This window comes from Sphingobium sp. L-44, assembly GCF_056859495.1.
On sequence record NZ_JBSXOQ010000007.1, the window covers coordinates 1 to 7021 of the forward strand.

3 protein-coding genes, 1 tRNA gene and 1 pseudogene are annotated in these 7021 nt (G+C 65.0%); 2 read left to right on the forward strand and 3 right to left on the reverse strand.

Annotated elements, in window-relative coordinates:
• The 3 genes and pseudogenes from AC13EK_RS00150 to AC13EK_RS00160 form a co-directional block, all read right to left on the reverse strand.
• Positions 1–258: transposase (locus AC13EK_RS00150; RefSeq protein WP_483021943.1), on the reverse strand; the 258-nt coding region annotated here is incomplete at its 3' end.
• A gap of 135 nt (positions 259–393) precedes the next feature.
• Positions 394–525: pseudogene (locus AC13EK_RS00155) on the reverse strand (Arm DNA-binding domain-containing protein); the annotation flags it as partial.
• A 231-nt stretch (positions 526–756) separates the two neighbouring features.
• Positions 757–832: transfer RNA gene (locus AC13EK_RS00160), tRNA-Thr, on the reverse strand.
• Between the two features lie 204 nt (positions 833–1036).
• Here AC13EK_RS00160 and AC13EK_RS00165 point away from each other — a divergent pair.
• On the forward strand, positions 1037–2311 hold the full coding sequence (locus AC13EK_RS00165) for a PAS domain-containing protein (protein WP_069336669.1): 1275 nt from the start codon (positions 1037–1039) through the stop codon (positions 2309–2311).
• A 325-nt stretch (positions 2312–2636) separates the two neighbouring features.
• Positions 2637–7021 (forward strand): NAD-glutamate dehydrogenase (locus tag AC13EK_RS00170; protein ID WP_483021944.1); only part of this gene is annotated, 4385 nt, incomplete at its 3' end.

Here is a 7021-nt window from a genome sequence, read left to right on the forward strand (position 1 = left end):
GCCGGGGAAGTAGGGGCCGCTCCGCAGCGTGGGGATTTTGAGGTTGAGCGTGCCGACCGGGGTATCGACACTGCGGTCGCGGTAGCCAGTGCGCCAGGTCGTCCGTTCGCCCGATCGTTCATCGCGACCAGCGCCGACCAGGCCGTCGACATCGGCCTCCATAAGGATCTGCAATACGCTCTCGTCGATCGTACGCAGGAAATCTCCATCTCCCGTCTTCGCCATCAGTTCGGCAAGCGGTAGTCTGTCGTCGGTCATCCCGATCAACTCCTCGGTGGGCGTGTGAGGTGTGGTAACTCCACCTTACCGATGAGCCCGGTGGCCACCGAGTTCGAAATCGCATGGGGTTGGGCATGCCCAACCCCATGCGATCACCTCAATCTACACCGGAAATTACACCACGAGCGCGGACGCTAACACTTCAGGCCAGTCTCCAAGCGTGAGGCGCTTCTCGCTTCCTAGTACACGATATTTGAAAAACCATCGCTTCGCGCCATTGGGGCGAATCTCAAGATAGAGTCCTTTTTCGTCTGTTTTGCGATAAGCTTAGACGAGTGCCGGAAAAGCACGGATTTCTGCGGCTTTGAGAGCCATTTGGGGGCATTCCTCTTTTTCCCACCGCAGTGCCCCCAACTCTGCCCCCAATTTAACGAAATCTGGGGGCATTTCTTGGAACAAAGCGAGACCACCGAGAAAGATAGAATCTCTCGGAACCCGCAGAAAATCAACGTTTTTGGACGTTATGGGAAGAAGGCCTGGTGCCGCTTACGTGACTCGAACACGTGACCCTCGCATTACGAATGCGATGCTCTACCAACTGAGCTAAAGCGGCACTGGCGCGGGCAGATAACAGCGGTCGAGCGATTGGACAAGCGCCCAAATGCACTTTCTTGCCCCCGCCCCTGCCGCCGCAGCACAATCGACCGATATTGCGCGCCATCCATCCGCTTTTGCACGCGAATTTACGGCATGTTTACCATCCCCGTGGCACAGCCTTGCGCAAAGTCGCTTATTCTCTGTTCCAAGGACCGACCGGATGGACATTCTGCGGGGGCATGACGTCGCCAACGACCAGGACGATTTCGAATATCCCGGTGATGCCGCGATCGACCGTCCGCTCGCCGTGGGATATGAGGAACGGCGCATGCAGGTGCGCGCCTATAATTATTGGGCGTCGCTGCTGGGCGATCGCGCCCTGCCCCTGATCGAGGATCTCTCGCCCGATCAGATGGACGATTTCGGCCCCTATAGCGTGCTGCTCGATTTCACCGCCGGCATCGAGAATCCCGCGATCGTCTATCTCGGCTCGGCCTTGCGTCAGGAATGCGAGATCGAGGGGCCGATCGGCCATATCGCCGATGTTCCGGCCCGTTCGCTGCTGTCGCGCCTGACCGATCATTATCTCCAGATCATCGCCAATGCCGCGCCGATCGGATTCGAGGCGGAGTTCATCAACCAGCGCGGCCGCGAGATTCTCTATCGCGGCATCCTGATGCCCTTTTCCGCGCAGGGCGATTCGATCGACTTCGTGTTCGGCGTGATCAACTGGAAGGAAATGGCCAGCCACGCCTTGTCGGTCGCGATCGAGCGCGAGGTCGACACCAATTTGCTGCACAATCCCCCGGCGCGCAGCGATGCGCCGATCTGGGCCGATGGTCCGGGCGCGGACGAGGATGACGACGTACTGGACCTGGCCGGCATGGAGATGCCGACCGAGGATGCGCCGCTCGCCGACTGGCTGGCGCTCGCCCGCGAGGGCGCGGAAAAGGCCCGCACCAGCGAGGCGCGCAGCCATGCCGCCCTCTATCGCGCGATCGGCCTCGCTTATGATTTCGCGCTGGTGACCCGCCGTTCGGCCGAGGAATATGCCGAACTGCTGGAAGATTATGGCATCAAGGCCCAGGCGCGCAGCCCGATGACCGCCGTCATCAAGCTGGTCTTCGGCGCCACCTATGACAAGACGCGCATCACCGAATATGCGACCGCGCTGGATCATGCCGCGACCGCCAGCCTGCCGGTCGGCAGCTTCGCCGCTTATCTGGCCGGTTATGATGGTGGTCTCAAGGCCCTGGTCCGCGACGAGCGCGCCGCCCGCCGGGCGGACATGCCCGCCCGCCCCGACAAGCGCCAGACCGCCCGCGACACGATGAAATGCGCCACCGCGCTCGATCCGCTGGCCGTCGCCACCGACAATGATGGCCTGGCCGTCGTCGTCGCCCGGCGCGAGGCCGATGGCACGCTGGCGATCGTCGGCGCACTGCCTGAAGGATCGGACCTGGGCCAGCGCGTGATCCTGGCCGCCGCCGACTGAGATCTTGCTTCAGCCCCCCCCCCAGCCGTGGCGTAAACGCGCCATCTTGGGGTGACATCGCGGCTTTCCAAGTGCATAGGGGCATGCCTGCTCTTCGGGCCATGCCTTCCGGACATCGATATCCGCCAGTAACGGGCGGCCCGACCATGCTGCGCTGCATCATAATATTTCACGCGCGCGAAATTTTATTTCGACCAATACTTGAGACGATCCGGTGAGAGGGGCATATAGATGCCCCTAGGACAAGGAGTCGTCTGGCGGTGTTCCAGCGCCTCCTCCGTTTCGGCAACGGCGGGACATTTCCCCGCGGCTAAGAGGTAGGCGAATGACGGCGCTGGCTGATCCCAATATCAAGGAAGTCGATTCAACTGTTCGCGCGGCGCTGGAAGGCGTCCTGGCAAAGGGCGCCCTGCCCGGCGAGAGCGAGGGATTTGATCAGGCGGCCATCGCCGCCGCTGCGGCCTTCCTGGGTCGCACCGCCAATGCGCGCAAGGCCGGCCAGCCCGGTATCGCGATCGAGACGCTGGGCGAAGGCGCCACCGGCCGCTTCATGCGGATCGCGCTGATCAATGACGACATGCCCTTCCTGGTCGATTCGATCGCCACCACGCTCGCGGCGGCAGACATCAGCATCCACCGGCTGCTCCACCCCGTTCTGTCGATATCGCGCGGCGCCGATGGCACCCTGTCCGCGATCCTGGACGATGATGCGCCCGGCGCATTGCGGGAATCGATGATCTATATCGAGGCCGACCGGGCCGACGCAAAGGCCCGCCGCGCGCTCGAAAAGGCGCTGGAAGACACGCTGGCCGACGTTCGCGTCGCCGTGCGCGACTGGCCGCGCATGCAGGAAGCCATGTCGGCCGACGCCAATGCCGTCACCGACGATGAAGGCGCTGCGCTGCTGCGCTGGTTCCTCGCGGGCCATTTCACCCAGATCGGCCATGAACTGTGCAGCCGCGTCGGCACCTCGGAAGAGCGGCTGGGCATCTGCGCGCTGCGTGACAAGCCGATGATCGCGCCGGCCTCGCGCGAGGCCGCCTTCACCTGGTTCGAGGAAGGCAAGCGCAGCCCGCTCATCATCAAGTCCAACATCCTCTCGCGCGTCCATCGCGGCGTTCTGCTGGACCTCATCATCCTGCCGGTGCGCGAGGGCAAGAGCGTCACCGGCCTGTCGATCCACGCCGGCATGTGGACCAGTGCGGCGCTCGCCGCCTCGCCGGAAAAGGTGCCGCTGCTGCGCTCGGCGCTGTCGGCGCTGATGGACAAATATGGCTTCGATCCGGCCGGCCATGCCGGCAAGACGCTGGCCCATGCGCTCACCACCCTGCCGCATGACATATTGATCGGCTTCGAGCGCGACACGCTGGAGCATCTGGCGCTGACCTTCATGTCGCTGACCGACCGGCCGCGCCCCAAGCTGGTGCTCGCCACCAGCGCGCTCGCCCGTCACCTCTATGCTTTTGTCTGGCTGCCGCGCGACGAACTGTCGACCGCACGCCGCGTCGCGATCCAGGACATGCTGGCCAAGGCGGCGAATGGCCCGGTATTGAGCTGGTCGATCGCGCTGGAGGAAGGTGGCCTGGCGTTGCTGCGCATCACCCTCGACCTGCGCGATGGCGGCGTCGTGCCCGATGACGCCGCGCTCGATCGCCAGCTCAAGCAGATGGTGCGCGGCTGGCTGCCCGCCGTCGAGGAAGCGCTGGCCGAAAGCGAGGAAGCCGGCCGCGCCGCGGCGCTGGCCCAGCGCTTCGCCCCCGGCTTCCCGATGGCCTATCGCAACGGCGCCGGCCCGGTCGAGGCAGCGGTCGATATCCGCCTGATCCACGGCCTGTCGGGTCCGGGCGACAAGTCGATCCGCATCTATCGCAACCCGGAAGACAGCGCCGAACGGCTGCGCCTCAAGCTCTACAGCCATGACGCGATCGCCCTGTCCGAAGTCGTCCCCGCCTTCGAGAATTTCGGCTTCCGCGTGATCGACGAGATGACCACGGCGATCGACGGCGGCACGCTTGGCCATGTCCAGCGCTTCGTGCTGGAACTGCCGGCCGGCGGTGACGCCCAGGCGGTGGTCGACCGCGCCGAAGTGGTGACCGAGGCGATCGCCCAGGTGATCGAAGGCGTAGCCGAAAATGACAGGTTCAACGAACTGATCGTCACCGCCGGCTTTGCGCCGCGCGCGGTCGTGCTGTTCCGCGCGCTGTTCCGCTATCTGCGCCAGACCGGCACCGCCTTTGGCATGGCGACCTTCGCCGACACGCTGCGCCGTGAACAGGGCGTCGCCCGCAACCTCGTCGCCCTGTTCGAAGCGCTGCACGATCCCGCCGCGCAGGACGGCAGCGACAAGGCGACCGCCATCCAGGCGGAGATCGACGCGGGCCTGGAACAGGTCAGCTCGATCGACGAGGATCGCGTGCTGCGCCTGATCCGCGCCGTCATCACCGCGACGCTGCGCACCAACTTCTATGCCCCGGCTGCGGCCGAGGCGCTGGCGTTCAAGATCGACAGCGCCCTCGTCCCCGGCCTGCCGGCGCCGCTGCCCTGGCGGGAAATCTGGGTCTACAGCCCGCGCGTCGAGGGCATCCATCTGCGCGCCGGCCCGGTCGCCCGTGGCGGCCTGCGCTGGTCCGACCGGCGCGACGATTTCCGCACCGAAATCCTGGGCCTGATGAAGGCGCAACGTGTCAAGAACGCTGTCATCGTGCCGACCGGCGCGAAGGGGGGGTTCTACCCCAAGCAGTTGCCCAATCCGCAGGTCGACCGCGACGCCTGGTTCGCCGAAGGCACGGAAAGCTATCGCATCTTCATCCGCACCCTGCTGTCGATCACCGACAATATCGTGAAGAACAAGGTGAAGCACCCCGCCCAGGTGGTGGTGCGCGACGGCGACGATCCCTATTTCGTGGTCGCCGCCGACAAGGGCACCGCGACCTTCAGCGACGTCGCCAATGCGATCGCGCTGGAGCGGGACTTCTGGCTGGGCGACGCCTTTGCCAGCGGCGGTTCCAACGGCTATGACCACAAGGCGATGGGCATCACCGCCAAGGGCGCCTGGATCAGCGTCCAGCGTCACTTCGCCGAAATGGGCGTCGATGTGCAGAGCGAACCGGTCAAGGTCGTGGGCTGTGGCGACATGTCGGGCGACGTGTTCGGCAACGGCATGCTACTCAGCAAGGCGATCAAGCTGGTCGCCGCCTTCGACCATCGTCACATCTTCCTCGACCCCAATCCCGATCCGGCCAAGAGCTGGGAAGAGCGCAACCGCATGTTCGCCCTGCCCCGTTCCAGCTGGGAGGATTATGACAAGGGCCTGATCTCCGAAGGCGGCGGCGTGTTCGCCCGCAGCCTCAAGAAGATCCCGCTCACCCCGCAGGTTCAGGAAATCCTGGGCGTGACCGAGAGCGAGATGGAGCCGACCGCGCTCATCTCCGCCATCCTCAAGAGCCCCAACGACCTGCTGTGGTTCGGCGGCATCGGCACCTATGTGAAGGCCGCCGCGCAGAGCCATGGCGATGTCGGCGACCCGGCCAATGACCGTCTGCGCGTCAATGCCGAACAGCTGCGCGTCAAGGTGGTGGGCGAAGGCGCGAACCTTGGCACCACACAGGCCGGGCGCATCGCCTTCTCGCTGCATGGCGGGCGCATCAACACCGACTTCATCGACAATAGTGCCGGCGTCGACTGCTCGGATAATGAGGTCAACATCAAGATCGCGCTGAACAAGGAAATGGCGGAAGGCCGCCTGCCCTTCGACAAGCGCAACGCCCTGCTCGAAAGCATGACCGACGCGGTCGGCGCGATCGTGCTGGAGGATAACCGGCTTCAGGCGCTCGGCCTGTCGATCGCCGAAAGCGGCGGCGCGGCGGACCTTGCCTCCTATGTCCGGCTGATCGAGACGTTCGAGGAAACCGGCCGTCTCGACCGCCAGGTCGAAGGGCTGGCCGCCAATGACCAGTTGCTGCGGCGTGGTCAGGATGGCCAGGGCCTCACCCGCCCCGAACTCGCCGTGCTGCTCTCCACCGCCAAGCTGGCGCTACAGGACGCGATCGAACATGGCGACCTCGCGACCGATCCCAGCATGGGCGCGGAACTGGCCGCCGCCTTCCCTGCCGCGATGCAGGAGAAGGAAGCCGATGCGATCGCGGCCCATGCGCTCAAGAAGGAGATCATCGCCACCAAGGTTGCGAACCGCATCGTCAACCGCCTCGGCATCATCCATCCCTTCGAACTGGCGGAAGAAGAGGGCTGCTCGCTCGCCGATCTCGCCAGCGCCTTCCTGATCGCTGAGCGTCTCTACGACATCCGCACCCTGTGGGCGGATATCGACGCGGCCGACATGTCGGAAGCCGCCCGCCTGGCCCTGTTCGGCGACATCGCCAGCGGCATGCGTGCACAGATCGCCGATATCCTGCGCAGCGTGCCGGCCGGCACCCTGCCGGACGCCGGCCATGCGATCCTGGCCAAGGGCGTCGAAACACTCGCCAATCAGGTCGATGACCTGCTCACCAGCGAAGCGCTGCGCCGTGTCACCGCCGTTACCGATCGCCTGCTCTCGCTCGGCGCACCGGACATGCTGGCCGTGCGTACCGCCGGCCTGTTCAAGCTGGATGGTGCGGTCGGCATCGCCGCGCTCGCCGGTCGCCTGAAGATGGACGAGATCGCGCTGACCCGCGCCTTCACCCATCTGGGCGAGGCTGTCGGCATCGACTG